The organism is Nocardioides ginkgobilobae, from assembly GCF_054781275.1.
Map to the genome: position 1 here is coordinate 386,590 of NZ_BAAGUS010000001.1, position 25,089 is coordinate 411,678.

The window sequence follows — 25,089 nt, forward strand, 5'->3', positions numbered from 1 at the left end:
CGAGGGTGTGCGGTGGAGGGACGGGGCGGCGCACCGGCGGTGGCCGCCCCGGCCCGAGGTCACCAGCGGTAGTGGGCGAAGGCCTTGTTGGACTCGGCCATCTTGTGGGTGTCCTCGCGCTTCTTCACCGCGGCACCGAGGCCGTTGGAGGCGTCGAGGATCTCGTTCATGAGCCGCTCGGACATGGTCTTCTCGCGGCGGTCCTGGGCGTAGCCCACGAGCCAGCGCAGCGCCAGCGTGGTGCCACGGTTGCCCTTGACCTCGATCGGGACCTGGTAGGTCGCACCGCCGACGCGGCGGGACTTGACCTCGATGGCCGGCTTGACGTTGTCCATCGCACGCTTGAGCGTCACGACGGGGTCGGTGCCGGTCTTCTCGCGGCAGCCCTCGAGCGCGGAGTAGACGATGCGCTGCGCGACCTGCTTCTTGCCGTCCTGCAGCACCTTGGAGACGAGCTGGGTGACCAGCTGCGACCCGTAGACCGGGTCGACGTCGAGGGGGCGCTTCGGAGCGGGACCCTTGCGCGGCATGTCAGCTCTTCTCCTTCTTGGCGCCGTAGCGGCTGCGAGCCTGCTTGCGGTTCTTCACGCCCTGGGTGTCGAGCGTGCCGCGGATGATCTTGTAGCGGACACCGGGGAGGTCCTTCACACGGCCGCCGCGGACGAGCACGATCGAGTGCTCCTGGAGGTTGTGGCCCACGCCGGGGATGTAGGCAGTGACCTCGACGCCGCTGGACAGGCGCACACGGGCGACCTTGCGCAGGGCGGAGTTCGGCTTCTTCGGCGTGGTGGTGTAGACGCGGGTGCAGACGCCACGGCGCTGCGGAGACCCCTTCAGGGCAGGCGTCTTGTTCTTCGACACCTTGTCCTGGCGGCCCTTGCGGACCAGCTGGTTGATGGTGGGCACCTGGCGGTTCCCTTTCTTGTCATGACTCTCTGCGCAGCGATCTGCTCCGCAGGGTGTGCCGGCGACTGCTCGTCACCGTGCGTGTGTCGGGTGGTGCTGCTCGACCCGCGCTGCTCGCCCCCGAGGTCGGGCGTGTCGCCCTCAGCACGGTGCCACCCCGCAACCGGGAAGGCGGTGGACTGGTCGTGGCGGCCGATGCCGGGCCTGTTTCCGGCAGCTACTTCCGCGCACGCGCAACGGCCTGGTCGTCCCAGACACGAGGAATGAGGCTACCGGGCGCCTGCAGGGCGGTCAAAACCCGACGAGGACCCAGGAACAGGGCTGCGCAGAGCAGGGTGCCGAGCACCGTCGCGGCCCCTCCGACCAGGAGCGTCCAGCGGGCACCGTAGGTCTCGCCGACCCACCCGATGAAGGGCGCGCCCAGCGGCGTACCGCCGATGAAGATCATCATGTAGAGCGCCATCACCCGACCCCGCATCGCCGGGGTGGTCTGCAGCTGCAGGTGCGCGTTGGCGCTGGTGATCATGGTCAGCGCGGCCAGGCCCAGCAGCGGGCAGAGCAGCGCGAAGGTGAGGTAGGACGGCGCGAGGCCGGCCACGACCTCCAGCACCCCGAAGGCGACCGCGGCGCCCACCACCAGCCGGTGCCGCACCCGCTCGCGCCGGGCGGCGACGAGGGAGCCGGTCAGCGAGCCGACCGCGAGGAAGGTGCCGAGCAGGCCGTACTCGGTGGGGCCCTTGTCGAAGACGTCGGTGGCCATGAGCGCCGAGGTCATCTGGAAGTTGAGCCCGAAGGTGCCGGCGAAGAAGACGATCCCGAGGATCAGCAGGAGGTCGGGTCGACCGCGCACGTAGGCGACGCCCTCGCGGACCTGGCCGGGCCGCCGCGGCACCCGGTCGGGCGTGCGCAGGGCGGCGCCGTCCAGGGCACGCAGGGTCAGGACGGGGGCGACGTAGCTCAGCCCGTTGAGGACGATGACCCAGCCGGTGCCCACCACTCCCCCACCGAAGGCCGCGATCAGCAGGCCGGCCAGCGCCGGACCGATGATGCGGGCGGAGTTGAAGCTCGCGGAGTTCAGGCCCACGGCGTTGGTGAGGTCGTCGGGCCCGACCAGCTCGGAGACGAAGGACTGTCGCGCCGGGGCGTCGAAGGCCGAGGCAACGCCCAGGACTAGTGCCAGGGCGTAGACGTGCCAGATCTCGACGGTCCCGGTCACGGCCAGGACACCCAGCACGAGCGCCGGCACCGCCATGCCGATGTTCGTGACCTGCAGCAGCCAGCGCTTGGGGACCCGGTCGGCGACGACCCCGGCGAACGGGGAGAGCAGCAGGAACGGCAGGAACTGCAGGCCGGTCACGATCCCGAGCGCCGCACCGGACCCGGTGAGGACCAGCACGAGCCAGTCCTGCGCCACCCGCTGCATCCAGGTACCGACGTTCGACACCAGCGCGCCGGCGGCGTAGGTCCGGTAGTTCGGCTGGGACAGGGCGCGGAACGTGGGGCTCAGGTCGTCTCCTGCGGGCGGGGGTGGCTGGGGTGTCTACCGGTCAACCGGTGGACGGCGTCAACCATTCCCGCTGTGGGCCCCGCGCCTGGGGCCCGGGTCAGGTGAGCAGGTCGGTGAGGGGCGTGATCGCGAAGTAGACGACGAACAGCCCGGCCACGACCCACAGCAGCGGGTGCACCTGGCGGGTCTTGCCGAGCACCAGCTTGATGAGCACGTAGGAGACGAAGCCGGCGCCGATGCCGACCGAGATGGAGTAGGTGAACGGCATCAGCACGATCGTGAGGAAGGCCGGGATCGCGATCTCCAGGTCCGACCAGTCGACCCCGGTCACCTGCTGCATCATCAGGAAGCCGACCAGGACCAGCGCCGGGACCGCGGCCTCGGAGGGGATCGCGCTGACGATCGGGGCGAAGAACGTCGAGAGCAGGAACAGCACCCCCGTGACGATCGAGGCCAGACCGGTGCGGGCGCCCTCCCCCACGCCCGAGGCCGACTCGATGTAGGAGGTGTTGGAGGAGACACCGCCCAGGCCACCGGCGATCGCGGCGACCGAGTCGACCACCAGGATCCGCTCGGTGTGCGGCGGGACGCCCTCCTCGTCGTTGAGCCCGGCCTCCGCGCCGATCGCGGTCATCGTGCCCATCGTGTCGAAGAAGTCGGCCAGCATGAGGGAGAAGACCAGCAGGATCGCGCCGATCACGCCCACGGCGCCGGCGGAGAAGGCCCCGAACAGGTCGACCTGGAACAGCGTGCCGAAGTCGGGGACGTCGACGACCCCGTCGAAGCTCGGCACGGTCAGGGCCCAGCCGCCGGGGTTGTCCTCGGCGCGCGCACCCAGGTCGAGGACCGCCTCCAGGACGAAGGCGCCGATGGTCGTGACGACGATCGCGAGGAGAATCGCGCCCTTGACCGCGCGGGCCCACAGGGCGATCAGCAGCAGCAGGCCCAGGCAGAAGACCAGGACCGGCCAGCCGGACAGCTGACCGGTGGCGCCGAGCTGGGTGACGGTGCCCGCGCCGGGGCGGACGAAGCCGGCGTCGGCGAAGCCGATGAGGGCGATGAACAGGCCGATGCCCACCGAGATGGCGACCTTGAGCTGGGTGGGCACGGCGTGGAAGACCGCTGCCCGGAAACCGGTGAGCACCAGGAGGAGGATCACGATCCCCTCGAGGACGACCAGGCCCATCGCCGCCTCCCACGTGGAGCGGGTCGCGATGGAGAAGGCGACGAAGGCGTTGAGACCCAGGCCGGTGGCCAGCGCGAGCGGGAACTTCGCGACCGAGCCCATCAGGATGGTCAGCAGGCCGGCGACCAGCGCGGTGCCGGCGGCGATGGCCGGGAGGTTCTCGCCGTTGCCGGTGCCGCCGCCCAGGTAGGCCCCGGTGGAGTCGGGCACGTAGCCGAGGATCAGCGGGTTCAGCACGATGATGTAGGCCATCGTGAGGAAGGTGACGATGCCGCCGCGCACCTCGCGTCCCACGGTCGAGCCGCGGGCGGTGATGAGGAAGTAGCGGTCCAGGGCGTTGGTGCCGGTCACGGCGGTCCCGTTGCTCACGGGCCCACAGCCAACCAGAGCCGCGAGCGGCGCGTCGAGGGGGGATGCGGTCGCCGCGTAGAGTCGCCGCCGTGGACCTGCGCGACGAGCAGCCGACCCAGCACGAGATCGGCAACCGCACCTACCTGGTCGCGGACGTCGACCCCCTCGACGTCGACGGGGTCCGCACGGTCCAGGTGGGCTCGGGGCTCTTCCTGCTGGGGTTCCTCGCGCTGCTGCCCTTCTACGGCACGCTGCAGGACAACGACCGCACCTGGTGGCTGTGGATGTGCCTGACCGGCTTCGCGCTCGGCCTCTTCGGCGTGGAGTACTGCCGCAGGCGGCGCCGGGCGCGCGACCGCATGCGCGCCGAGGAGCAGGAGGCGTGACCACGCTCCCGCCCACCCGCTGGCAGCTCGCCGGTCCGGAGGCGGCCCAGGGCTTCGGTCGCAAGTTCGCCGAGCTGGTCGCCACCGGCCAGGACGTCGACGGCGAGGCCCGCCTCGCCGACACCCTGCTGCCGCGGGGCGGCCGGGTGCTCGACGTCGGCGCCGGGATGGGCCGGGTCACCGCCGCCCTGGCCGCACGCGGGCACCGGGTCGTGGGCCTGGAGCCGGACGGTGCGCTCGTGGAGCAGGCGCGGGCCACGTACGCCGGGATCGACCTGCTGCACAGCGACGTGCTCGGGCTCTCCGACGAGCTGCTGGGCGGGCGGCCGGGCGAGTACGACCTGGTCGTGGTCGTCGGGAACGTGATGGTCTTCCTCGCCGAGGACACCGAGCGGCAGGTGCTGTCACTGCTGCGCTCGCGGCTGGCACCGGGCGGTCGGGTGCTGGTCGGCTTCCACCTGGTCGGTGGGCCCGAGCACGCCCGGTCCTACCCGCCGGAGGAGTTCGTGGCCGACGTCGAGGCCTCGGGGCTGCGGGTGGACGCGCGGTTCGGGAGCTACGAGCTGCACCCGGCGAACGGGGAGTACGCCGTGTTCATCCTGTCCGCAGGCTGATCCGGCTCGCTGTGGTCGCGGTCGGCGACCGGGTCTCGACGACGCTCGCTGGCGCTCGCTGCTCGACCAGCGAGCTCGGCTCAGAACGTCTCGATCTGGGTGGCGTCGAGGTCGTCGACCACCGGCTCGGGCAGCGGCTGGGGCTCGTGCCGCTTGGCCAGCCGGACCTCGGAGTGGGCACCGCAGCCGTGGTCGAGGGAGACGATGCGGCCGTCGTCGTTGGCGTCGCCGTTGGCGCACACACCGAACATCTCCGACAGCGGGCCGGCGATGCGCAGGAGGAAGCCGCAGCTGGTGCACTGGTCCGGCGCGGCCTGGGCGATCGGGGCCGAGGGGCCCTGGTCCCCGTCGTACCACCGCTGGGCGGCGAGGTCACGGCCCTCCGGGGAGAGGGTGCGGGAGCGGCCCAGGCCGAGGTCCTTGGCGACCTGGCGCACCTGCGCCTTGTCGTCGGGGTCGAGCGGGTCGTCGCCGAAGGAGTAGGTCGGGACCAGGCGCGGGTCGTCGTCGTCGACGGGCAGCAGGTCGCCGGGGCTCATGTCACCGGGGCGGACCCGGTCGCGGTAGGGCACCCACTCCGGCGCCACGATCGCGCCCTCACCGGGGACCAGCACGACCTCGGCGACGGTGACGTGCTTCTGCCGGGAGGCGCGGACCACCGTCACGCACCACTGCCACCCGACGTACCCCCGGCGCGTGCAGGCGAACAGGTGGGTCACCACGCGCTCGCCCTCGACCAGGTGGCCGAGGTGCTCGCCGATGTCACGCGGGTCGTCGACGTCGGCCAGCAGCGCCTCGCGGGCCACGTCGACCGCCGCGACGGCGACGGAGTCGGGCTTGGCACGGGCGATGGTGGTCACGGCGGGTCATCATGCCCGGTCCGGTCCGGGCGTGCCAGGTCGCCCCGCCGCGGCGGGTGTGCCGTGCCGGGCCGCGCGGCGCCACCTGCCGTGTCCCTCGCCCGGCGGGGTCGGTGCCACCAGGCAGGATGGGCGCATGACGACGCCGTCCGAGGGCCAGCCCGGCGCCGAGCACCGCAGCAGCACCGGACCCGGGACGTCCCCGGGGTCGCAGGCGGGTGGCGGGCGGGCCAGGGCGGTGGGCCGCGGGATCGGCACCAGCGCGCGCGCGACGGGTCGCGGCGCGGCGACGGTCGCCCGGGCGACGGGTCGCGCGACGGCGTACGTCGGCACCCAGGCGCGCCGCGCGGCGGGCGCCCAAGGCGCGGAGGACTCCGGGCTCAACCGGCTGATCTACCTGCACTTCTTCAACACCGCCGGCGACGCCGCGGTCGCGATCTCGTTGGCCGGGTCGCTGTTCTTCCAGGTGCCCTCGGGCGAGGCGCGCGGGCAGGTGGCGCTCTTCCTGGGGCTGACGATGCTGCCGTTCGCGATCGTCGCGCCACTGATCGGGCCGTTCCTCGACCGCTTCTCCCACGGTCGCCGGTGGGCGATCGGGTCGACCATGGCGCTGCGCGCCTTCCTGTGCTGGGCGCTGGCCGGCGCGATCTCGACCGGGGACTCCCCGTGGCTGTTCGCCGCGGCCCTGGGCGTCCTGGTCTCCTCCAAGGCGTACGGCGTCACCCGGGCCGCCGCGGTGCCGCGACTGCTCCCCGACGGGTTCACGCTGGTCAAGGCCAACGGGCGGGTCTCGCTGTCGGGGATCGTCGGGGCCTCGGTCTCCGCACCGCTGGCCGGCCTCGCCTCGCTGGCCGGCTCGGAGTGGTCGCTGCGCTACGCGTTCGTGCTCTTCGTGGCCGCGACCGTCTTCGCGATCCGGCTGCCGGACAAGGTCGACTCCTCGGCCGGCGAGGAGGACCTCGTGCTGACAGGCGACTCCGCCGCGCGCACCGGGCGCCGGCCGCGCACCCGCATCCCCAGCGCGGTGGCGTTCGCCCTGCGGGCCAACTGCGGGCCGCGGTGGATGAGCGGGTTCCTGCTGATGTTCATGGCCTTCCTGCTGCGCGAGAACCCGCCACCGTCGGGACTGTCGGCGGAGGTGCTCATCGGCCTGGTCGTCGGCGCGGCCGGCGCCGGTAACGGCCTGGGGGTCGCCGCGGCCTCGCTGCTGAAGCGGATCAACCCCTCGGTGACCGTCGTGCTGGCCCTGCTCGCCGATGCCGCGCTGGCGCTGGTGGCGACGCTGTTCTACGGCGTGCTGCCGCTGGTGCTGCTGGGCCTGTTCGCCGGGTTGACGCAGTCGCTGGCGAAGTTCTGCCTCGACGCCACGATCCAGCGCGACGTACCGACCCGGGTGCAGGCCTCGGCGTTCGCGCGCTCGGACACCACGCTGCAGCTCGCGTGGGTCATCGGCGGGTTCGTCGGCATCGCGCTGCCGCTCGAGCCGGCGCGCCTGGGGCTCGGCGTCGCGTTCGCGGTGCTGGCGGCGTGGACGGTCTTCGTCCTCGCCAGCAAGCGCGCGGCTGCCCGGGGCGGTCCGGTGCCGGTCGCGGGGTGACGGGGCCGCGCCAGCGGACCCGTCGTCGGTGGTCGAGCGAGCGGCGCGGCTGAGGGACGAAGCCGCGACCCGCGTGTCGAGACCGGGTGACGCGATCACCGACCGCGACCACCGCGATCGGGCTGATCAGCCGTCGAGCTCGTCGGCCAGGGCGCGCAGCACCTTGGCGGTGCGGGCGCCGGCGGCCTTGTCGGGGTGCCGGCCGTGGCGGTAGGCCTCGGAGGTGGCGTCGAGCAGCCGGATGACGTCCTCGACGATCGTGACCATCTCGTCGGGCTTCTTGCGCTTCGCTTCGGCCCGGTTGCGGCTGACCGAGGCGGGCGCGTCGAGGACGCGCACCTGCAGCGCCTGGTCGCCGCGGCGCCCCTGGGCGATGCCGAACTCGACCTTGGTCCCGGCCTTGAGCGAGGTGGTGCCCTCGGGCAGCGCCTCGGCGCGCACGTAGACGTCCGGACCGGACTCCTGGGACAGGAAGCCGAAGCCCTTCTCGGCGTCGTACCACTTCACCTTGCCAGTCGGCACTGCACTCGTTCCTCGTTCGGGGGTGGGGCCGCGGCCGTGCGGCCGGAGCCGGGCAAGGATATGCAGGCGGGTGGTGGGGCCACCATCGGGATCCGTACGACGGGGGCCGCACCGTGCCCGGACGGCCGGCCCGCGCAGCGGCTCAGCGGCGCACCAGGTCGGGCGCGAGGGTCGCGACGCCGACCACCAGGCCGCTGAGGCTGGCCAGCAGGAGCAGCAGGGTCCAGACGACCGAGGGCACCCGGGTCAGCCGGGCGAGCTGGTCGGGGTCGGAGCCGCGACGGCCGGCCCGACCGGCCACGAGCAGCTCCACGAGCGGGCGGGGTGCCGCGAGCAGCAGGAGCCAGGTGACGAGCAGGGCCGCCGCGGTCTGGGTCCGTGCTCCGGCGTACCAGGTCACGAGGGCGACGGCGGTGCCGACCACGAGCACCACGAGCAGCCCGAAGGCGTTGCGGATCCACAGCAGGACGCCGACGAGCATCACGACCAGGGACCACAGCAGGAGCAGCGCCCGGCCGTCGGCCAGCAGCAGCGCTGCGCCGAGGCCGAGGGCGGCGGGCGCGAGGTAGCCGGCCGCGAGCATCGCGACCATGCCGGGCCCGCGCGGGCGACCGCGGGAGAGGGTGACGCCGCTGGTGTCGGAGTGCAGCCGGATGCCCTGGAGGCGCCGGCCGACCAGCAGGGCGACGAGCGCGTGCCCGGCCTCGTGGACGAGCGTGACGCCGAGCCGCACCCGCGGCCAGGTGAGCGGCCAGACCACGAGGACCGCGGCCACCGCCCCGAGGAGCAGCACCGTGGTGGCCCCGGGCAGCGGCTGCCGGGAGCCGAGGTCGGTCCAGACACGCGACCAGGCGTCGCGGGCCGGGTCGTTCACCCGGCGAGCCCGCCGAGCCCGTCGCGCACGTGGTCGTCGAGCCAGTCCGGGAACTCCAGCAGCGACTCCAGCACCACGTCGGTGCCGGCGTCGAGCAGCTCGGAACGGGTGCACCCACCGGTGAGCACCGAGACGCTGAGCGCGTCGGCGGCGTGCGCGCCCTCGACGTCGTGGACGTGGTCGCCGACGTAGACCCCGGCGCCCTCCTCGCGCAGCACCTCGGACTTGCCGACGCCCCACACCCAGCCCTCGAGCCGGTCCGCGCGCAGGTCGAGGTGGTCGAGGTGGAGCCGGGCGTTGGGGGTGAACTTGCCGGTGACGACCAGGACCCGGCCGCCGTGGCCACGCACCGCGTCGAGGGCGGCGTGGGCACCCGGGAGCGCAGGGACCGACGTGATGGCGTGGTCGGGGTAGAGCGCCCGGAACCGGTCCCCCGCCGGGCCGATCTGCTCCTCGGGCAGGTGCCCGGCGAGGAGGTGCTCCAGCGGCGGTCCGAGCCGCTCGGTCATCTGCTCGACCGGGAAGTCCACGCCCAGCTCGCGACCGAGCGCCCGCAGCACGTCGGCGAAGCCGGGCACGGTGTCGATCAGGGTCATGTCGAGGTCGAATCCGACGACCGGCCCGGTCGGGGGGGTCGGTCCGGCGCTCACAGGCCCAGGTTAGGCAGGGACCCCTCGCCGGCGGGAACCGTCGACCGCGGGACGCCCGTGGACCCATCGGTCACAATGGTGCGCTCGGGCACCGTGCGTCTCGGCGTGCCCGCCCTGCCGACGTACGACGGAGAGCACCGTGGACCCGCACCGCCTGCCACGCCGCGGGCTCCGGGGCGCCCTCGCGACCGGGCTCGCGGTCGGCCTGGCGGCGGTGCTCACGGCCCCGACCGCCCTGCTCACCGGGGCGTCGGCCGCCGCGGACGAGCGTCGCGACCTCTACCTCGTCACCCTCGACGGACCCGGGCTGGCCGGCACCCCACCGGGCCTGGCCCGCGACCTGGCCGCACTGCAGCTGCGGGCCCGGCAGGACGCGGTGCTCGACGCGGTGGACGCCCCGCCCCCGGCGTACCGCTTCGAGACCGCGCTGGTCGGCCTCGCGGTCGAGCTCACCGACGACCAGGCCGCCGCGCTCGCGGTCGAACCGGGGGTCGCGCGCGTGGAGGCGGACCGGGTCCGCCCGCTCGCCGGCCGCGGGGGCACGGGCGACCCGGCGCGGCTCAGCCCCGGTGGCTCGGCCCGCGGCGGCGCCGGCACCGTGATCGGCCTGGTCGACACCGGCCTGGACCCCGACTCCCCGCTCTTCGCCGCCAGCCCCCGGCTCGGCCGCTCGCCGTCGGGCCCGGCCGCGGACTGCCGCACCGAGCCCGGCTGGGGCCCGGGCTGGTGCACCGAGAAGGTGGTGGCGGGCGCGTGGTTCGTCGAGGGCTTCGGCACCGACCGGCTCGCGAGCTCCGCCCGGCTGTCCCCGCTCGACGACACCGGGCACGGCACCCAGGTCGCCTCGATCGCCGCCGGCAACGCCGACGTCGCCGTGCGGCTGCGCGGTGAGGAGGTCGGCCGCTACTCCGGGGTCGCGCCGCAGGCACGGCTCGCCGTCTACAAGGCCTGCTGGACCGCTCCCGACCCCGACGACGACGGCTGCTCGACGGCCGACCTGGTCGCCGCCGTCGACCGGGCGACCGCCGACGGCGTGGACGTGCTCAACCTGTCGGTCGGCGGGCCGGCCGAGCTGGACACCCTCGCGCTCGCCCTGCTCGGTGCCGCGGAGGCCGACGTCGTGGTCGTGGGTGCGGCCGGCAACGGCGGCGCCGGGGGGACCGCGCACGCCGCGCCCTGGGTCACCACCGTGGGCGCCGTGACCGGTCCGCGACGCGAGGGCGAGGTCCGCCTGGGCGGCGGCACCCGGCTCGTCGGCGCGAGTGCCGCCACCGAGCGCTCGCCCCGCGCCCGGCTGGTGCGGGGCGCCGACGCCGCCGCGCCGGGAGCCACGCGCGAGCAGGCGCGACGCTGCGTCCCGGGCTCCCTCGACACCGCCCTCGTGGCCGACCGGATCGTGCTCTGCGACCGCGGCGGCGTCGGGCGGGTCGACAAGTCCCAGGCCGTCGCGGCCGCCGACGGCGTCGGCATGGTGCTCGCCGAGACCGGCGGGGCCACCGGCGCGCTCGAGGCCGACCTGCACGCCGTGCCCACCGTCCACCTCGACGCCGCCGACGCGAGCCGGCTCCGCTCGTGGGCGGCGCGGCACCCGCGCGGCGCCGTCGTGCTGGTCCCCCGCCCCGTGGTCGACGCAGCGCCGGAGGTGCCCGCCTGGTCCGGCACCGGCGACCCCACCGCAGCCCACCCCAAGCCCGACGTCGTCGCCCCGGGCGACGGGGTGCTCGGCGCGGTCCCCGACGGCAGCGGCTGGGAGCTGCTCACCGGCACGTCCGCCTCGGCCGCCTGGGTCAGCGGGGTCGCGGCGCGGCTGCGCGCCGAGCGCGGCTGGTCGGCCTCGGCCGTGCGGAGCGCGCTCGTCACGACGGCCGACCCGTTGCCCGTGGGCGTCCTGCGCGCCGGCGCCGGTCGGGTCCGGCAGCAGTCGGTGTCGTCCCCCGGCCTGGTCCTCGGGCTCGACCCGGCCGACTACCGCCGCTGGCTCGAGGGACGGCGCGCGAGCCTCAACACCCCGGCCCTCGTCGTACGTCGCCAGGGGACGGTGACCCGCACCGTCACCAACATCGGCTCGCGGCCGCGCTACGTCTCCACCTTCGTGGTCGGCCTCGACGGCCGGCCCGTCAGCGTGCTCCCCGCTGCGGTCGTGCTCGGACCCGGCGAGAGCCACCGGATCACGGTGCGGATCGGCCTCGGCGACGGCTCGCAGGAGGACGGTGCCGTGCTGCTGCGCACCGGCGACGGCACCCGGGCCCGGCTGCCGCTGCTCGTCACGCGCTGAGGTGCCCGCCGCTGACCGAGGTGCGAGCGCGGCGAACCACACGTGACCGCAGTGGGGTCTCGTGGCTCGTCGCTGGCGCTCCTCACACCTCGACCAACGACGGGTCGCACGAGACCTGGCGACGGGTCGCGCGAAACCTGGCGACGGGTCGCACGAGACCTGGCGACGGGTCGGCGTCAGGTGGCGGGGACGGGGTCCTGGCCGGCGGGGGCGGACTCGGCCATCGCGACCAGGGCCGCGACGGCGGTGGGGGCGTCGGCGGTGACCATGCCGCCGATCCCCTCGGCACCGGGGCCGGTGATGTCGGTGGTGACGGTGACGAGCGAGCCGCCGTCGGTGGCCTCGACGACGTGGTCGATGCGGATCTCGAGCTCGCCCATGCGGATCACGTCGAGGTAGCCGTGGTCGGGGCGGACCTCGACCAGCTCGAAGGCCATCTCGAAGCCGCCGGCCATCACCATCGTCCCGGAGGTGCCGACGCGGAACGGTCCGTCGAGCACGACCCGCTCGACCGGCGGGTCCCAGCTGGCCCAGGTCGAGGGGTCGCTCCACAGCGCGAAGACCCGCTCGGGGGACGCGGTGGTCCGCAGGGTCTCGACGTGGTGGAAGTCCGCGCTGTGCTCCATGGCGCCGGAACCTACGACAGGTGCGGCCGGGGCGCCAGGCCCCCCACCCGGACGAGTGCCCGTCCGGACCGGTCGCCCCCGTCGTACGCCGCAGCCCCGCCGGCCACGGGGACCGACGGGGCTGCGGGGTGGTGCAGGTGGTGCGGGTCGTGCAGGTGGTGCGGGGACCGGGTCAGCTCGAGCGGCCGACCTTCAGCACCATGACGCCGTTCTTCTTGACCTTCTTCACCGTGATGGTCGTGCCGGTCTTGGGCACGTCCACCGAGCTCCAGCCCTGCTGGTAGCGGCCGGGGTGTGAGTCGGTGCCGTGCTCGTCACCGTCGAACCACCAGTCGAGGGTGTCGTCGAAGGTGCGGACCGGGGCGATGGCCGGGAGCTCGAAGGGCTCGCCGAGCCAGTCGATGACCTGCTTCTTGGTCCGGGTCAGGCCGAACGCGGCGTCGAAGGAGGACGTGCGCGGGCGGGCGAGGTCGCCGTCCGGGGTGTGCACGAACTCCGGGTGCGCGTCGACGGGGAGCACCAGTCCGCCACCGGGGTGGTCGCCGACGTTGTTGTCGGTGAACGAGGTGTCCCAGTAGGAGATGAGCGCGCCGGCTCCCTGGCGGTACAGGTCGACGTTGGTCGGCTCCTCCTCGGCGTCACCGAAGTGGTAGACGCTCTTGAGCAGCTTGTCGCGCCCGACGTACTGGCGGTTGTCGACGAGGTAGGCGTTGAGGTACTCCTCGACCTGGGTGCCGTCGGTGGTGGTGAAGCCGTCCAGGCTCCAGCCGTCAGGTCCGCCCTCCGCGGTACCGATCGACTCGCCGTCGAGGGTGATCTCGTCGACCTGGAAGCCGGGCAGCGCCAGCGCCACGTCGGTGAGGTAGCGGAACCGGACGGCGGTCGCCTCGGCGGGCACGGTGGCGGTCAGGTCGACCCAGCCGTCGCTGGTGCCGGAGATGCCGGTGCCGTCGGGGTTGGCCCCACCCTGGTCCTCCTCGGCGTACGAGACGCTGGTGGGGATGCTCTCCCACGTCTCGCCGTCGGTGGTGACCTCGAGGAAGGCGTAGTCCCAGCCGTCCTCGATGGAGTAGCGGACCTGGGCGGCCAGCTCGCCGCCGCCCTCGACCTCGCGGGTCATCGTGGTGTCGAGGTCGTTGCCCGAGCCGGAGAAGTAGTAGGACCCACCGCACGTGGCGCACGGGTCGCCGAGCTCGGTGGTGACCTCCTTGTCCGGCAGCAGGACCATGAGGGCGTTGTGCTCCTTGCCCTTCGTGGACTGGCCGGGGCGGATGAAGTGCTTGGAGCTGCGCCCGGCGCGGGCCACGTCGTAGTCGAGCCAGCCGAGCTGGAACTTCTCCCAGGCACCGAAGGGCATCGGCCGGTCGCCGATGCCGGCGTCCTTCCTGGCCGTGCCTCGCGACTGCGACATCAGCGTCCAGAAGCCGGTGGAGTTCTCCGCACCGCCGGTGTTGCCGGAGGTGTCGTAGAGGTCAGGGAGCCCCAGGTCGTGGGCGAACTCGTGGGCGAAGACCGACAGGCCGCCGTTCTCGGGCTGGATGGTGTAGTCACCGACCCACACGCCGGTGGGGTTGTCGGGGATCTCCAGCGCAGCGCCGTCGGGGTCGGAGACCCCTCCGGAGCCGATGTCGACGCCACCGAACTGGCCACCACCCTGGGGACCGGTGCCGACGGGCTCGACCTGGGCGTACCAGCGGTGGCTCCAGATGGCGTCCTCGCCGTAGACCGGGTCGCCGTCGGCCTGGTCGCCGCCGGCGTGCACGACCTGGAAGTGGTCGATGTAGCCGTCGGGCTCGTCGAAGTCGCCGTCCTCGTCGAAGTCGTAGCGGTCCTGGACGTCGAAGGTCTTGAGGTAGTCCTGGATCCGCTGCATCGACCAGCCGGAGTCCAGGCGGCCCTGGGTCCAGACCGCCAGGGCGTCACGGACCAGGAACCAGGTGTTGTCGCAGGCGATGCTGCCGCACAGGTCACGGCCGTAGCGGGCCTGGTTGAAGGGCACCTTGACCCACTCGGTGACGTCGCCGTCGACGGAGTAGGTGCCGAGGGACTGCTCCTCGTAGAAGGTCCGCATCCGGTTGAAGTACATGTCCTCGAAGTAGGACTGGTCGTAGTCCTCCTCCCACAGCGTGGAGTTGTCCACGCTGCGGTCGGGCTCGGGGATCTCGTTGTGCAGCGGTCCCTCCGTGCGCTGCGCGTCGGACTCCCCCGCGGGGAAGGCCGAGTGGCTGGTCTGGCCGAACTCCGCCAGCACCACGAACACGCGGTCGGTGCCGGTCTCGGCGACGCGCGCGAACGCGCCCCGCCCGACCCGCTCGACGCTGCCGCTGCCACCCTGGCGCAGGCGCTGCTCGATGCCCTGCTTGCGCAGGTCGTCGTACTTCTCCTGCCACGGCATCCGCAGCACGTGGCTCTCGTGCTGGTCCTCGTGGCTGCTGTCCGCGCCGGTCGCCTGGGGTGCGGCACTCGACGTGGCCGCGGTCAGCGGCACCGTCAGGGCTGCGGCGACGAGCGAGGCGCTCGCGATCGTGGCGAGCCTCATCCTGCTCATGTTTCTCCCTCTCCCGAGACAGGCGTCCGCAACGTGCGGAGCCCGGATTCCTCGAGGACCAGGTCCTGGTCCGCGGGAACGAGGAGAGCCGACCTCACAGCCCCCGGGTGGGGGAAGAGCCACACCGCATCGTTACTGCTTCGTGATCCGTCGCCGCGGAGGGGTCACGGCCACGGATCCGTCGGGGACAGGTCCGTCGACGTCCGGCTCCCGCTGCGGCCGGTCAGGCGCGCCGGGAGACCTGGAGGGTGCGGTCGCCCAGGCGCAGCACGTCGCCGTCGAGCAGGGTCGTGGGACGCCCCGGGGAGAGGTGCCGCGGGACGCCGCGACGCACGACGACCGAGCCGTTGGTGGAGCCGCGGTCCATCGCCACGAGGGTGCCGTCGTCGGCGAGCTGCAGCTGGGCGTGGGTCTTGGAGACCGACATGTCGCCCGACTGCAGCGGCACCAGGCGCGAGACGCTCTCGCCGGCGCGCGCCTGGGGGCCGCGGCCCAGCAGGGTCAGCCCGTCGACCGGCAGCTCCTCGCCCGTGTCGAGGCGGACGGTCCAGCCGCTGGCTCCGCTCGGACCGCTCCCGGCCGGGGCGGCGTCGGGCCGGTCGTGCCGTGCGGGGGCGGCGCTGGTCGGCGCGGCCGGGGCCGGGTCGGCCGGGCCGGGCGTCTGCGGACCGGGGACCTGGGGGGCGAGCGGCTGCGGAGCGGGCGGCTGCGCCGAGGTGGGTACGCCGGCGCGTCGGCGCCCCGGGCGGCGGACCGCTGCGGGGGCCTCGGGTGCCGGGGTCACCGCGGGCGTCCCGGTGCCGGCCGCCGGGGGCGCGACAGCCGGGGGCACCACCGCAGGGGAAGCAGCCGCAGGAGCCGGGGCCGCGGGCGTGCCGGGTGCGGCGAGCCCGCCCGCCGCCGGGACCGCCGGGCCGGTCCGGGTCGGGCGGGCGCGCACCGGCGCGGGCTCCGGCGGCGCGAGCCGCATGGCGGTGAGGTTGACGATCTGCTGCGGCAGCTCGGGCGCGACCTCGGCCACCGGGGCAGGGCTGGGGTCGACGACCAGGGAGTCGGCGAGCCGGTCGTGCCAGCCGCGGCGCTGCCCCTCGGGGTCGGCGAGCGCGGTCCAGGCGAGCGTGGCCCAGCCGATGCCGAAGGTGGGGGCGCCGGCGAGCAGCAGCACGGTCTGCCGCTTCAGGGCCGGCCCGAAGCCGACCGGCGCCAGGTCGTCGACCCGCACCAGCCGCAGCCCGGTGAGGGCGAGGCCGGGACTGGTGCCACGGGTGCCGAGCAGACCGGCGAGGGCGAGGAGCAGGACGAGCACCGCCGCGAGGACCGCACCCACGACGACGCCGGCTCCCTGGCCGGTCGTCACGAGGACCCCGCCCAGCGCGAGGGGCACGCCGAGGTCGACGAGGCGGTCGACGGCGAAGGCGTGCAGGCGGGGCTCGAGCCCGCCCGGCGAGGCGTCGGGCGCGGCCAGCGCGGACCGGGCGGCCGGGGTGGTCCGGCCGGCCTGAGGGGTCCGGGCGGCGACGGCGCTCACGGGCGGGCCACCGTGATGCTCAGCCCGTCACCCAGGTCGATGACGGCGCCGGGGAGCAGCTGCACCGGGATGCCGGGCTTGAGGGACTCCGCGGGCAGCCCGGGCTGCACCAGGACGGTGCCGTTGGTGGAGCCGAGGTCGGTGACGACCGCGCTGCCGTGGTCGGCGCCGGTGCCGGGCCGGACCTCGAGGTGGGTCGAGGAGATCTCCTGCTGCGGGCTGGGCACCGTGACCAGCCGGGGCTGCTCGGTCGCGGAGAAGCGCCGCGCCTCCGGGGCGCGGCCGAGGATCACGACGCGGTCGACCTCCACACGGTCGCCGCTGGAGAGCTGCAGCACCGCCACGGGTCGGGACGTGACGCTCGGGCCCTCCGGCTGCCCGGGGATGCCGTGCGGTCGGCGCTGGAACTCCGAGACGTCCCACGACCCGTCCTGGGTGCGGCCGTCGTGGTCGTCGGCGCCCGGGCTCCAGGGTGCAGGGGCCGACGGGGCAGGAGGGGTCCACGGCTCGGGCACCGGCGGGACGGCCGGGGCCGGGGGCATCCCGGCGAAGGGGGCGGTCTCGAGCGCGTCCTCGTCGCGGTCGTCCCCGTCGCCCCTCGGGTCGGCCGCGGGGTCGGCGACGGGGTCCACCACCGGGACGTCGGGGGCGGGCACGGCCTGGTCGACGGTGTCCGGCTCCGGATCCGGGTCGAGCACCGGCTCGGGGGCCCGGGCGGAGCCGGCCGCCACGGCCACGACCGGAGCGGGCGGGGCGGGCGAGGCGAGCAGGGAGGACGGCTCGGAGGCGGGGTCCGTGGACCCGGGCAGCCGGCCGGCGGCGTACGACGGCGCGGAGGCGTTGCCCGGCGCGTGCCCGGGGGCGGCCTCGGTCGGCCACAGCACCCGGGAGGCGCGCACGAGCGCGTCGGCGGCCAGGAGCGGCTCGCCACCGGAGCCGGGGCCGAGCTCGAGGCTGACCGCCTCGACCCGGTCGACGCCGACCTCGGCCCAGGTCGTGAGCCCGCGCCCGTCGGCGACGGTCTCCTCACCACCGGCCACGAGCAGGCAGACCGCCTGGCCGCGGACCAGCACCCGGGTGCGGTCGTCGTCGGTGCTGACCAGGGCCAGCCCGGCGAGGTCGCGCAGCCCGGAGGCGAGCACGAGGTCGAGCAGCTCCTCGGCACCGGCACCGGCGTCGACGGCGGCCCAGGCGGCCGCGGCGAGGTCGCGCCGGTCGGGCGGGAGGGCGAGGACGAGGGAGGGGCCGAGGACGGCGTACCACTCCCCCGGGAGGTAGGTGCGCGGCGTGGGGGCGGCGTCGGTCACGGGAGGGCTCCCAGCTTCTGCTGCAGGCTCAGGCGTTGGCGTTCGGCGTCGTAGGAGGACTCGGCGCTCCCGACCACGTCGACCACGACGACCGTGGCGTTGTCGCGACCGCCGGCCTCCAGCGCGGCGGCCACCAGGGCGTCGGCGGCGTCGCGCGGGTCGGGGACGGAGTCCAGGATGCCCCGCATCTCCTCGTCGTCGATCATCCCCGAGATGCCGTCGCTGCAGAGCACCAGCCGCTCCACCGAGCCGAGCGGCAGCAGGAAGTAGTCGGCCTCGGAGCGCTCGGTGCCGCCCAGGGCGCGGGTGATGACGTGCCGCTCGGGGTGCACCGCGGCGGCGTCGGCGGTGATGACGCCGGTCTCCACGAGCTCCTGCACCACCGAGTGGTCGACGCTGACCTGGTGCAGGCGACCGCCGTGCAAGCGGTAGGCGCGCGAGTCGCCCATGTTCGCCAGCAGCCAGGCGGGCTGGCCCTCGTGCTCGGCGATGAGCGCGACCACCGCGGTGGTGCCCGCGTGGAAGGGACCGACGCCGGCGGCGCGCTGCTGCTCGGCGTACGCCTCGATCCGGTCGCGGCAGGCCTCGAGCGTGCGGGCGACGACCTCGGTGGCGCGGGCGGGGTCGTAGCCGCGCTCGGCCATCGCGGCGAACTCCTCGACCACGATGGCGCTGGCGACGTCGCCGCCCTCGTGCCCACCCATGCCGTCGGCGACGACGAAGACGGGGGGTGCGGCGAGCACGGCGTCCTCGTTGACCTCGCGGACCAGCCCGACGTCGGTGGCCGCGCCGTGGTGCAGCTCGACCTGTCTCACCCGCGCGCTCCCACGAGCGCGCGCGCAGGGTGGCCAGGGTGGCTCGGGAGGCCCGGTAGCGTGGAGCGGATGGCAGGCGAGGGGTACCGGTCGCTGGCCGACCAGCTGCGCGCGTGGTCGGACCAGCAGCTGTCGCGTCTCCTGCTCGCGCGTCCGGACCTCGCCACGCCTGCCCCTCAAGACTCGGGGCAGCTGGCCTCTCGGTCCGCCACCCGTGCTTCGCTCACCAGAGCCCTCGACCAGCTGTCGCGGGTCGAGCTCTGCGTCCTAGATGCCCTGGTCGTCGCCGGCCAAACCACGCCCGCGGAGCTCGTGCCGATGGTCCACGCGCAGCCCTCCTCGGTGGAGCGGGCGCTCGGCCGACTGCTCGAGACGGCGCTGGCGTGGGAGTCGACCGGAGGCCTGCGCGCGCTGACCGGCGTCGCCGAGCTGCTGGTCGGCGGACCCACCGCCGGGGCGAGCGGCCTCAAGCCCCGCTCGGCGGAGCCCCTGACGGTCCCGGAGGTCGAGTCGCGGCTGGCAGAGATCTCCCCCGAGGCCAGGGTGCTGCTCGAGCACGTGCTGGGCCACGGCGGCGAGGCCACCACCGACTCCTCGCGGCACACCGTCTCCCCCGCGGACGCCCGCACCCCCGCCGAGGAGCTGCTCTCCCGACGGCTGCTCGTGCCCCGCGGCGGAGGGACCGTCGTGCTGCCCGGGGAGGTCGGGCTGGTGCTGCGCGGCGGACGCACGACCCTCGAGCCGGTCGACGAGCTGCCCGAGGTGCCGACCTCGGCCCGCGACCAGTCGCTGGTCGACAAGGTGGCGGCCGGCGCGGCCTTCGAGGTCGTACGCCGGGTGGAGCTCCTGCTCGACCACTGGGGCACGGCCCCGCCCTCGATCCTGCGCAGCGGCGGGCTGGCGGTGCGCGACCTCAAGGCGGCCGCGACCCTGCTGCAGGTCGACGAGCGCACCACCGCCCTGGTCGTGGAGGTCGCCCACGCCGCCGGCCTGCTCGCCGTCGGCACCGGCCCCGACGGCGACCCCGCCTGGCTGCCGACCGACGAGCTGGACCGCTGGGTGACCCGCGACGCCGCCGAGCGGTGGGAGGTGCTGGCCCGCGCGTGGCTGGACTCCCCCCGGCTGCCCGCCCTGGTCGGCCAGAAGGACCCCGCCGGCAAGACCTGGAACGCCCTGGTCCCCGAGCTCACCGGGGTGCACCAGGTCGAGACCCGGCGGCTGACGCTGGAGGTCGTCGGCGCGCTGCCGGCCGGGGAGGTGCTGGCCACCGGCACGGGCGTGCCGGGAGTCGTCGCCCGCGTCGCCTGGCTGCGCCCGCGCCGCCCCCGCACCCGCTCCGACCAGGTGCTGTGGGCCCTGGAAGAGGCCTCCGTCCTGGGCGTCACCGGGCTCGGCGGGCTCGCCTCGTTCGCCCGGCCGCTGCTGGCCGGCGAGGACGCCGCACCGCTGCTCGACCCGCTGCTGCCCGCGCCGGTCGACCACGTGCTCGTCCAGGCCGACCTCACCGCGGTCGCACCCGGCCCGCTGGAGTCCACGCTCGCGCGGCGGCTGCAGGTGCTGGCCGACGTGGAGTCCCGCGGCGGGGCGACGGTCTACCGCTTCACCCCCGGCTCGGTGCGTCGCGCGCTCGACCTCGGCTGGACCGCCGTCGAGGTGCACGACTTCCTGGGGTCGGTGTCGCGGACGCCGGTGCCGCAGCCGCTGACCTACCTCGTCGACGACACCGCGCGGACCTTCGGCTCGGTGCGGGTCGGGCACGCCGAGGCGTTCCTGCGCGCCGACGACGAGTCGGCGCTGACCGAGATCCTCCACCACCCGCAGGCCCGCACCCTGGGGCTGCGGCGGCTCGCCCCGACGGTCCTGATCTCCGACACCCCGATCGACGTGCTGCTCCCCCGGCTGCGCGAGCTCGGTGCCGCCCCGGTCGTCGAGGCGCCCGACGGCACGGTCCGGGTCGCGCGCCCGGACCAGCTGCGGGCCCGCGTGCCCCGCGAACGGCGACCGGCAGGGGCCCGGGCCGCCCGGGAGACCGCCGGCGTCGCGGCGGTCGTCACCGCCGTACGGGCCGGGGACGCGGCGGCGGCCTCCCGCCCCGCCGACGCACCCTCGCTCACGCCGTCGGGCTCACTGGCCGCGCTGCGGGAGGCGGTCGAGCGTGGGGCGTCGGTGGTGATCGGGTACGTCGACAACCACGGCTCCCGCTCCGACCGGGTCGTCGACCCGCTCTCCGTCGAGGGCGGGCGGCTCACCGCCCGCGACCACCGCGCCGACGACACCCGGGTGTTCGCCGTGCACCGGATCACGTCGGTCCGGCCGGCCGGGTGAGGCTCGCCCGGGTTTGTCGGCTACCCGACGAACCCGGCCACGGCCCGCCCGCACGAGGCTTCACCCAGCCCCTCCGTAAACTCATCCGGTGACCGACGGCCCCCTCATCGTCCAGTCGGACAAGACCCTCCTGCTCGAGATCGACCACGACCGCGCGTCCGAGTGCCGCAAGGCGATCGCGCCGTTCGCCGAGCTGGAGCGCTCGCCCGAGCACGTCCACACCTACCGCCTCACGCCGCTGGGGCTGTGGAACGCCCGCGCCGCCGGGCACGACGCCGAGCAGGTGGTCGACACCCTGCTGGAGTTCAGCAGGTACGCCGTGCCGCACTCGCTGCTGGTCGACGTCGCCGAGACGATGGCGCGCTACGGCCGGCTGCGGCTGGAGAAGCACCCCACGCACGGACTGACGCTGGTCAGCAACGACCGGCCGGTGCTCGAGGAGGTGCTGCGCGCCAAGAAGGTCGCCGGGATGCTGGGCAACCGGATCGACGACGACACCGTGGCGGTGCACCCCTCCGAGCGCGGCAACCTCAAGCAGGCGCTGCTCAAGCTGGGCTGGCCGGCCGAGGACTTCGCGGGGTACGTCGACGGCGAGGCCCACCCGATCGACCTGGTGCAGGACGAGTGGCAGCTGCGCGACTACCAGCGCGACGCCGCGGAGTCGTTCTGGCACGGCGGGTCCGGCGTCGTGGTGCTGCCCTGCGGGGCGGGCAAGACGCTGGTCGGCGCGGCCGCGATGGCGCACGCCCGGGCCACCACGCTGATCCTCGTCACCAACACCGTCTCGGCGCGGCAGTGGAAGGACGAGCTCGTGCGGCGTACGTCGCTGACCGAGGACGAGATCGGGGAGTACTCCGGCGCGGTCAAGGAGATCCGGCCGGTCACCATCGCGACGTACCAGGTGCTCACGATGAAGCGGAAGGGTGTCTACCCGCACCTGGAGCTGCTCGACGCGCGGGACTGGGGCCTGATCGTCTACGACGAGGTGCACCTGCTGCCGGCGCCGATCTTCCGGATGACCGCCGACCTGCAGGCCCGGCGCCGGATCGGCCTGACCGCCACGCTGGTGCGCGAGGACGGCCGCGAGGGCGACGTGTTCTCCCTCATCGGCCCGAAGAGGTACGACGCGCCCTGGAAGGACATCGAGTCGCAGGGCTGGATCGCCCCGGCCGACTGCGTCGAGGTGCGGGTGACGCTGCCCGAGGGCGAGCGGCTGGTCTACGCGACCGCCGAGCCCGAGGAGCGCTACCGGCTGGCCTCCTGCACCCACCGCAAGATCGACGTGGTGAAGTCGCTCATGGCCCGGCACGCCGGGCAGCCGACGCTGGTGATCGGGCAGTACATCGAGCAGCTCGACGAGCTCGCCGAGGCCCTCGGCGCCCCCGTCATCAAGGGCGAGACCAGCGTCAAGGAGCGCCAGCGCCTCTTCGACGCCTTCCGCTCCGGCGAGGAGCGCACGCTCGTGGTCTCCAAGGTCGCCAACTTCTCCATCGACCTGCCCGACGCCGAGGTCGCCATCCAGGTCTCCGGCTCCTTCGGTTCCCGGCAGGAGGAGGCCCAGCGGCTCGGCCGGCTGCTGCGCCCCGGCTCCGCCACGGAGGGGGACGCCAAGGTGGCGCGCTTCTACACCGTGGTCTCCCGCGACACCGTCGACGCCGACTTCGCCCAGAACCGCCAGCGCTTCCTGGCCGAGCAGGGCTACGCCTACCGGATCGTCGACGCGGAGGACGTCTCGACCCTGTAGGCCGTCGCGAGCGTCGTCCGGCGCGTGCGTCGGCAAGGCGGAGGAGCGAAGGCGGGACGGAGTCCCGACGAGTCGACGACAACGCGGCCGCCGCGCGTGCCGGGCGGCGCGCAGCAGGCCCTACGGGGTCGAGGCGTCCTCCAGGGACGTCTCGGCGCTCGACGGCTGAGCCTCCCAGGGCCCTGCGCCGGTGCGCCGGGGCCCCGCCGCTGTCCGCCGTACGTCGTCGGTTCGGCCGGTCCGGGGCGCGCGCCTACCCTGGGACGGGTGAAGGCGCTGCTGCTCGAGAACATCCATCCGCTGGCCGTCGAGGTCCTCACCGACCGCGGCTTCGAGGTCGAGCTGCTCCAGGGCTCCCTCTCCGAGGCCGAGCTGGTCGAGCGGCTGCCGGGCGTGCACCTGCTGGGCATCCGGTCCAACACCACGGTCACCACGAAGGTCCTCGACAACGCCCCGGACCTGCTGGCGGTCGGCTGCTTCTGCATCGGCACCAACCAGGTCGACCTAGCTGGCGCGGCCGAGCGCGGGATCGCGGTCTTCAACGCGCCGTTCTCCAACACCCGCAGCGTGGTGGAGCTGGTCATCGCCGAGATCATCTCGCTCGCGCGCCGGCTGCCGGAGAAGACCGAGAAGATGCACGCCGGTGTCTGGGACAAGTCGGCGAAGGGCAGCCACGAGATCCGCGGTCGCACGCTGGGCATCGTCGGCTACGGCAACATCGGCACCCAGCTCTCCAACCTCGCCGAGGCGATGGGCCTGCGGGTGATCTTCTTCGACACCGCAGACCGGCTCGCGCACGGCAACGCCCAGCGGATGAAGACCCTCGACGAGCTGCTCGAGCGCGCCGACGTCGTGTCGCTGCACGTCGACGGCCGCCCCGGCAACGCCGGGCTCTTCGGCGCCGAGCAGTTCGCGAAGATGAAGCCGCGCTCGCTGTTCATCAACGCCGCCCGCGGCATGGTCGTGGACACCGAGTCGCTGCGCGAGCACATCCTGTCGGGCCACATCGCCGGCGCCGCGCTCGACGTCTTCCCGGTCGAGCCCAAGGCCCAGGGCGACCCGTTCGAGTCGCCCCTGCGCGGCCTCGACAACGTCATCCTCACCCCGCACGTCGGCGGCTCGACCCAGGAGGCGCAGGAGGAGATCGGCCACTTCGTCGCCAACAAGCTCGCCGGCTTCGTGCTCGAGGGCCGCACCGAGCTGTCGGTCAACCTGCCGGCCGTCATGGCGCCCCAGCTGCACACCGGAACCCGGGTCGGCTTCCTGCACCACAACGTCCCCGGCGTGCTCGCCGAGGTCAACGCGCTGGTCGCGGCCTCGGGCGTCAACGTCACCGGGCAGTACCTCGCCACCACCGGCGAGCAGGGGTACGTCGTCACCGACGTCGACGGCCCGCTGCCCACCGAGGTCCTGGCGAGCCTGGGCGAGTCCGAGCACTGCCTGTGGGTGCGGGGGTTCGAGGCCTGAGCGCGGGGTACTCCGAATCATTTCTGATCCTCGGCGCGCGCTGGGTATCAGACATGATTCGGACTACCCCTCTTGGCGCCCCTTCCTAGGCTCGACCCCGTGAAGCTGCTCGACGCCACCCGCGACCGGCTGGGCGCCGCGGTGTTCGCCCGGGTCGCGGGGCCCGACGGTCCGCGGCAGCGCGAGCGCATCCACGGCCGCCCCGGGCCGCGCTGGTTCGAGCCCGACAGCGCGATCGTGCGGGTCCACGGCGACGCCAGCATGTTCGTCGGGGGCATCCGGGCCCTGCTGCTGCAGACCATGCACCCGGCCGCGATGCGCGCGGTCTCCGAGCACAGCGGCTTCCGCGGCGACATGCTCGGCCGCCTGGCGCGCACCAGCACCTTCCTGGCCGTCACCACCTTCGGGCACGAGGAGGACGCCGAGGCCGCGTGCGAGGCGGTGCGGCGCATCCACGCCAAGGTCACCGGGACGATGCCCGACGGCACGCCGTACGCCGCCTCCGACCCGCACCTGCTGCGCTGGGTCCACGTGGCCGAGGCGCACTCGTTCCTGCTGGCCCACCAGGTCTACGGCGCGCGGCCGCTGGACCAGGCCGGCCGCGACGAGTACGTCGCGCAGATCGCCGAGGTCGGCCGCCGCCTGGGCGTGCTGGATCCGCCGACCACCGAGGCCGAGCTCGAGGAGGCGCTGGCGTCCTACCGCCCCGAGCTGCGCGCGACGCCCGAGGCGCGCGAGGCCGTGCGGTACGTCGTGCTGCGCCCGCCCGTCCCGCTGGTCGCGCGGCCGGCGTACGCGGTGCTCGTGGCCGCGGCCGTGGGGCTGCTGCCGGCGTGGACGCGGCTGCCGCTGCGGCTGCCGCTCATGCCGGTCACCGAGCGCACCGTCGTGAAGGTGCTCGGAGGTGCGGCGACCGGGACGATCCGGTGGGCGATGAGCGCGGCGCCCGCGGTGGAGCAGAAACCGGTGGAGGTCGACGCGACCGCGTCCTAGGGTGCGGG

General features: G+C 74.4%; 21 protein-coding genes. 8 read left to right on the plus strand and 13 right to left on the minus strand.

Annotated elements, in window-relative coordinates; all coding sequences use genetic code 11:
* Positions 1-59: 59 nt before the first annotated feature.
* From rpsG to ACYVID_RS01985, 4 genes are all read right to left on the minus strand, one after another.
* Positions 60-530: a 30S ribosomal protein S7 gene (gene rpsG / locus ACYVID_RS01970; protein ID WP_300641672.1), complete on the minus strand. Its 471-nt coding sequence runs from the start codon at positions 528-530 to the stop codon at positions 60-62.
* Position 531: 1 nt separating this feature from the next.
* Entirely contained in the window at positions 532-906 is a 375-nt protein-coding gene (gene rpsL / locus ACYVID_RS01975; RefSeq protein ID WP_028636428.1) for a 30S ribosomal protein S12, read from the minus strand.
* A 217-nt stretch (positions 907-1,123) separates the two neighbouring features.
* A complete protein-coding gene (locus ACYVID_RS01980; RefSeq protein ID WP_460734029.1) occupies positions 1,124-2,413 on the minus strand; it encodes an MFS transporter in 1,290 nt (429 codons plus the stop codon).
* A gap of 97 nt (positions 2,414-2,510) precedes the next feature.
* Positions 2,511-3,968, minus strand: coding sequence for an NCS2 family permease (locus tag ACYVID_RS01985; protein WP_460733886.1), 1,458 nt, complete (start codon positions 3,966-3,968; stop codon positions 2,511-2,513).
* 71 nt (positions 3,969-4,039) lie between these two features.
* On the opposite strand from ACYVID_RS01985, the gene ACYVID_RS01990 reads away from it, so the two are divergent.
* Together ACYVID_RS01990 and ACYVID_RS01995 are read left to right on the plus strand one after the other, a co-directional pair.
* Positions 4,040-4,336: a DUF2530 domain-containing protein gene (locus ACYVID_RS01990; protein WP_460733888.1), complete on the plus strand. Its 297-nt coding sequence runs from the start codon at positions 4,040-4,042 to the stop codon at positions 4,334-4,336.
* Positions 4,333-4,950: a class I SAM-dependent methyltransferase gene (locus tag ACYVID_RS01995; RefSeq protein ID WP_460733890.1), complete on the plus strand. Its 618-nt coding sequence runs from the start codon at positions 4,333-4,335 to the stop codon at positions 4,948-4,950. Before ACYVID_RS01990 ends, ACYVID_RS01995 begins: the two co-directional genes overlap by 4 nt.
* A gap of 80 nt (positions 4,951-5,030) precedes the next feature.
* On the opposite strand, the gene ACYVID_RS02000 is transcribed toward ACYVID_RS01995, so the two are convergent.
* On the minus strand, positions 5,031-5,810 hold the full coding sequence (locus ACYVID_RS02000; protein ID WP_460733892.1) for a DUF3027 domain-containing protein: 780 nt from the start codon (positions 5,808-5,810) through the stop codon (positions 5,031-5,033).
* Between the two features lie 136 nt (positions 5,811-5,946).
* On the opposite strand from ACYVID_RS02000, the gene ACYVID_RS02005 reads away from it, so the two are divergent.
* Positions 5,947-7,407: an MFS transporter gene (locus ACYVID_RS02005; protein WP_460733894.1), complete on the plus strand. Its 1,461-nt coding sequence runs from the start codon at positions 5,947-5,949 to the stop codon at positions 7,405-7,407.
* A gap of 126 nt (positions 7,408-7,533) precedes the next feature.
* Here the strand turns inward: ACYVID_RS02005 and ACYVID_RS02010 are convergent, their stop codons facing one another.
* From ACYVID_RS02010 to ACYVID_RS02020, 3 genes are all read right to left on the minus strand, one after another.
* Positions 7,534-7,929: a cold-shock protein gene (locus ACYVID_RS02010; protein ID WP_460733896.1), complete on the minus strand. Its 396-nt coding sequence runs from the start codon at positions 7,927-7,929 to the stop codon at positions 7,534-7,536.
* A 142-nt stretch (positions 7,930-8,071) separates the two neighbouring features.
* Positions 8,072-8,803 (minus strand): M50 family metallopeptidase, encoded by a 732-nt coding sequence (locus tag ACYVID_RS02015; RefSeq protein ID WP_460733898.1) that lies wholly within the window; start codon positions 8,801-8,803, stop codon positions 8,072-8,074.
* On the minus strand, positions 8,800-9,453 hold the full coding sequence (locus tag ACYVID_RS02020) for an HAD family hydrolase (protein WP_460733900.1): 654 nt from the start codon (positions 9,451-9,453) through the stop codon (positions 8,800-8,802). The genes ACYVID_RS02015 and ACYVID_RS02020 overlap by 4 nt, the downstream gene beginning before the upstream one ends.
* 139 nt (positions 9,454-9,592) lie before the next feature.
* Here ACYVID_RS02020 and ACYVID_RS02025 point away from each other — a divergent pair, with 139 nt between their 5' ends.
* On the plus strand, positions 9,593-11,728 hold the full coding sequence (locus ACYVID_RS02025) for a S8 family serine peptidase (RefSeq protein WP_460733902.1): 2,136 nt from the start codon (positions 9,593-9,595) through the stop codon (positions 11,726-11,728).
* A 176-nt stretch (positions 11,729-11,904) separates the two neighbouring features.
* Here ACYVID_RS02025 and ACYVID_RS02030 read toward each other — a convergent pair whose 3' ends face one another.
* From ACYVID_RS02030 to ACYVID_RS02050, 5 genes are all read right to left on the minus strand, one after another.
* Entirely contained in the window at positions 11,905-12,354 is a 450-nt protein-coding gene (locus ACYVID_RS02030) for an SRPBCC family protein (protein ID WP_460733904.1), read from the minus strand.
* Positions 12,355-12,526: 172 nt separating this feature from the next.
* Positions 12,527-14,902: an immune inhibitor A domain-containing protein gene (locus ACYVID_RS02035; RefSeq protein ID WP_460733906.1), complete on the minus strand. Its 2,376-nt coding sequence runs from the start codon at positions 14,900-14,902 to the stop codon at positions 12,527-12,529.
* A gap of 223 nt (positions 14,903-15,125) precedes the next feature.
* Entirely contained in the window at positions 15,126-16,430 is a 1,305-nt protein-coding gene (locus tag ACYVID_RS02040; RefSeq protein WP_460733908.1) for an RDD family protein, read from the minus strand.
* Positions 16,427-17,737: an FHA domain-containing protein gene (locus tag ACYVID_RS02045; protein ID WP_460733910.1), complete on the minus strand. Its 1,311-nt coding sequence runs from the start codon at positions 17,735-17,737 to the stop codon at positions 16,427-16,429. Before ACYVID_RS02045 ends, ACYVID_RS02040 begins: the two co-directional genes overlap by 4 nt.
* Positions 17,734-18,552: a PP2C family protein-serine/threonine phosphatase gene (locus tag ACYVID_RS02050; RefSeq protein ID WP_460733912.1), complete on the minus strand. Its 819-nt coding sequence runs from the start codon at positions 18,550-18,552 to the stop codon at positions 17,734-17,736. Before ACYVID_RS02050 ends, ACYVID_RS02045 begins: the two co-directional genes overlap by 4 nt.
* A gap of 69 nt (positions 18,553-18,621) precedes the next feature.
* Between ACYVID_RS02050 and ACYVID_RS02055 the strand changes: the two genes are divergently transcribed.
* From ACYVID_RS02055 to ACYVID_RS02070, 4 genes are all read left to right on the plus strand, one after another.
* Positions 18,622-20,877 carry a helicase-associated domain-containing protein gene (locus ACYVID_RS02055; RefSeq protein WP_460733914.1) on the plus strand — a complete coding sequence of 752 codons (2,256 nt, stop codon included), beginning with the start codon at positions 18,622-18,624 and terminating at the stop codon, positions 20,875-20,877.
* Positions 20,878-20,965: 88 nt separating this feature from the next.
* On the plus strand, positions 20,966-22,621 hold the full coding sequence (locus ACYVID_RS02060; RefSeq protein WP_460733916.1) for a DNA repair helicase XPB: 1,656 nt from the start codon (positions 20,966-20,968) through the stop codon (positions 22,619-22,621).
* A gap of 267 nt (positions 22,622-22,888) precedes the next feature.
* Positions 22,889-24,088, plus strand: a complete 1,200-nt coding sequence (serA, locus tag ACYVID_RS02065) for a phosphoglycerate dehydrogenase (protein WP_460733918.1) — start codon at positions 22,889-22,891, stop codon at positions 24,086-24,088.
* Between the two features lie 99 nt (positions 24,089-24,187).
* Positions 24,188-25,081: an oxygenase MpaB family protein gene (locus ACYVID_RS02070; RefSeq protein WP_460733920.1), complete on the plus strand. Its 894-nt coding sequence runs from the start codon at positions 24,188-24,190 to the stop codon at positions 25,079-25,081.
* Positions 25,082-25,089 lie beyond the last annotated feature (8 nt).

Bases quoted from the DNA above. Each gene is read 5' to 3' on its own strand.
- rpsG (WP_300641672.1), bottom strand. From the start codon at position 530: ATGCCGCGCAAGGGTCCCGCTCCGAAGCGCCCCCTCGACGTCGACCCG.
- ACYVID_RS02005 (WP_460733894.1), top strand. From the start codon at position 5,947: ATGACGACGCCGTCCGAGGGCCAGCCCGGCGCCGAGCACCGCAGCAGC.
- ACYVID_RS02030 (WP_460733904.1), bottom strand. From the start codon at position 12,354: ATGGAGCACAGCGCGGACTTCCACCACGTCGAGACCCTGCGGACCACC.
- ACYVID_RS02035 (WP_460733906.1), bottom strand. From the start codon at position 14,902: ATGAGCAGGATGAGGCTCGCCACGATCGCGAGCGCCTCGCTCGTCGCC.
- ACYVID_RS02055 (WP_460733914.1), top strand. From the start codon at position 18,622: ATGGCAGGCGAGGGGTACCGGTCGCTGGCCGACCAGCTGCGCGCGTGG.